This window comes from Lampropedia aestuarii (assembly GCF_004803635.1).
In the GTDB taxonomy this organism is placed as follows: domain Bacteria; phylum Pseudomonadota; class Gammaproteobacteria; order Burkholderiales; family Burkholderiaceae_C; genus Lampropedia; species Lampropedia aestuarii.
This window is the reverse complement of the sequence record NZ_SSWX01000051.1, coordinates 1-2,870: the sequence shown is the minus strand read 5'-3', so window position 1 is coordinate 2,870 and position 2,870 is coordinate 1. Positions and strand designations below refer to the sequence as shown.

General features: G+C 49.3%; 2 protein-coding genes. Both read right to left on the bottom strand.

Annotation, left to right across the window (positions count from 1 at the left end):
* Positions 1-302: 302 nt before the first annotated feature.
* Positions 303-1,412, bottom strand: coding sequence for an endonuclease/exonuclease/phosphatase family protein (locus tag E8K88_RS17810; RefSeq protein WP_136408009.1), 1,110 nt, complete (start codon positions 1,410-1,412; stop codon positions 303-305).
* Between the two features lie 763 nt (positions 1,413-2,175).
* On the bottom strand, positions 2,176-2,670 hold the full coding sequence (locus E8K88_RS17805; RefSeq protein ID WP_168797392.1) for a DUF2628 domain-containing protein: 495 nt from the start codon (positions 2,668-2,670) through the stop codon (positions 2,176-2,178).
* Positions 2,671-2,870 lie beyond the last annotated feature (200 nt).

The window sequence follows — 2,870 nt, the reverse complement described above, 5'->3', positions numbered from 1 at the left end:
GGGCAGCCTAAGCTGACGAAGCCAACTTTCGGGGTTTTCGTGGGGGTGGTAATCGTGGACATGGTTGTTAGCGCGGATATAAGGCGCTATTGTCGCTGTTTCCCTGCTGGAAGGCCACTTGAACGTGCCAATTCCCCCTGAGTATTGGCAGGCAGCAAACAAAGCTGGCACGGGCCAGCGAAGGAAATACATGAACGCCCGTTCCTAGGCAAGCTCTGCAAGAAGCGCGCAAGCCCTTGAAGCTGCGTTGACGCATCAATGCGGCACGCGCAAGACCTGCACATGCCAGGCACCAGCCGCCGTCACACCCGATGCGGCTCTTTGGCCGTTGGCTCAGGCACATCTTCTGTGCGCGCACCTTGCTCATCCAATAGCTCTTGCGCCTCATGCCCGTCTTCTGCACTGCTCTGCAAACCTTCTTGCTGCTCCACGTTGTTGGGGTGGTATTGCAGCTCAATCATCACCGGGAAATGGTCTGAGTCAATGCTGGGCAAGCGCTCAATCTGCACCAGCTCAAAATGGTCTGAATGGAAAAAATGGTCCAGCGGCCAGCGCGCAAAAAAGTAATGCGCATGGAAGCTATTGACCAAGGCCCGGCCTACGCGCGGATCGAGCAAGCCGCTGATTTTGCGAAACATGCGCGTCGTTGGTGACCAGGCCACATCATTGAGGTCGCCGGCCACTACGACCGGGCCCTGCTCTTCTTTCAGGCTTTTGGCCAACATCAGCAGCTCGACATCCCGCTCAGTCGACTCCTCATTCTCCGTAGGGCTGGGCGGGGCAGGATGCAGGAAATGCAGCCTGACCTGCAGTTTGGGGGCCAATTGCAAGCTGGCATGCATCGATGGCACATCGTCCTCAACTAGAAAGCGCGTTTCCTGCTCACTCAAAGGCAGCTTGGAATACACATGCATGCCATAGAGATTGTCCAGTGGACAAGCCATGCGGTAAGCATAGCTGGCCTCCAGCGGTGCCAACTGCTCCTGCCACCACGCATCCGTCTCCAAGGTCACCAGAATATCCGGGCAATGGGTCTTGACCAGTGCCAGCAAAGCCGGGGCGTTGCGGTTGGGCGTGAGCACATTGACGCTGATCAGTTTTAAGCGCGGCCCATGCTCATGGGCGTCGGCCCAGCGCACCTCTTTGCGCCATAAGCGGGTGTAGGGAAGAATCCACCACAGCTGGTATAACAAACTGGCCAGCGTGGCGAGCAGCAACACTTGACTGCTTGTGCCAGAGCCTTCCAACCAATGCCACTGAGCCAGCGCCACCAGCGCCAGCAATACCGCCAATTGTGTGCGAGGAAAGTCCCAGATACGGACCCACCAGACCCTGGCTTTGGAACTGGGCAGAATTGTCAAGAAAATCAAGACAGCTGAGAGTGAGTAAATCGCCACGGGAAGGAGGTTCATGCCGTCTATTGTGTCGCAGGGCGATGGCAGCAGTATGTATTGGCCATCAAAAACTCTGTACGCTCAACGCGGGCTCGGCTTGAAGGCGCACACCGAAGGCTTGCACAGGCAACTTGCTCAACAGATGCAGGAAGGTTCAGGTCGCTGTTGCGTATTCATGTGTTCGGCCCCCTGTGATCATCTCCTTCGCAGAAACTGGGCACTGATGATCGAAGCTAGGAATGTGGTGCGCAGCGTCATTGCATCGTACATACGGAGTCAACCGCATGGTTCAAGTGCACGTCCAAGCATGCACCACACCAAGAATGAGGGCAGAGATCAAAGCTTGCTCGGCAGCGCTCAAACAGCGTGCCAGGCGATACAACACCAGCCCGGCAATGCGTCAATGGAAGCGGCGTGAGAGCCGCAATGGCCTCTCACACTGCCCCCACGCACCTTGCACACAACGCTAACTGAGTTGCAAGAAGCGATGGTTCTAGAACTCGGCATTCAGCCCCTGTTCCCACTGAACGATCTTTTGGAAGTCGCCAATCCCCCTACAAACTCGAATTTGTCACTCGCAACCAAGTGATGTCATTGATGCAATTTTCTAGATTTTTAGAATTGGGGATTTAAAGAGGCTTCCAGAAACATTCACATCGCCAACCTCAATTTGCACAAAAATATTTTGAGATTTTTATTAAGACAAAATCACCACCATTTCCTTCAGAATTTAATCAATATAAAAATTCAATTTCTCGCCACACAAAAAACCATATAGCAGCTAAATAACTGCAACAAAAAACCCAATTACCACAGAAAAAACAAATATCCAAAGAATGCCTCGATATGAGGTGCCTCCTTTACTTTTGATATATGCATACGGATTTTCCTTATCCACCGAATCAGCAATAACCGCCTTTGCTCTTCGCAAATACAAAGCATTTGCAAACATACCACAAACCAATGAAGCAATAACAGTATAAAAGAATCCTGACATCGAGTAACCACAATAAGCACCCGAGCAAGTTCCCGGAAAAATCAAACCAACAAAACTCTTATATATAAAACCAATAACATAATTAACCAAAACATACCCAACAAAATACAAATACATCTTTCTATACAAAAGCCAAAATGAAGTCAATAACGCCGCCCACAAATTAAAAGAATAACCTCCAAATTGCTCAATTTCATCAAATACCCTCAAATAATAACTTCGATTATTTTCACCAACAAACAATCCCAACAGTTGATTTTCCGAATTCGGAGAATTCAATTGACTCTCAATAATTTCCCTATAGTCAACAATTTTTACCATATCTATTAAATATAAGTTAAAAAATATCCATATCAATAAAAATTTTGCAACGAAATCACCCAGAACACCAACAGGGCGGCAAACCACATTTTATTAGACAACACTTGATTCAATAAGCCCTCAACATGATGTATTGACCCAGCCTTTTCTGCACAGGT

What these genes read in the sequence shown, in the direction of transcription:
- E8K88_RS17810 (WP_136408009.1), bottom strand. Translation starts at nt 1,412, where the DNA reads ATGAACCTCCTTCCCGTGGCGATTTACTCACTCTCAGCTGTCTTGATT.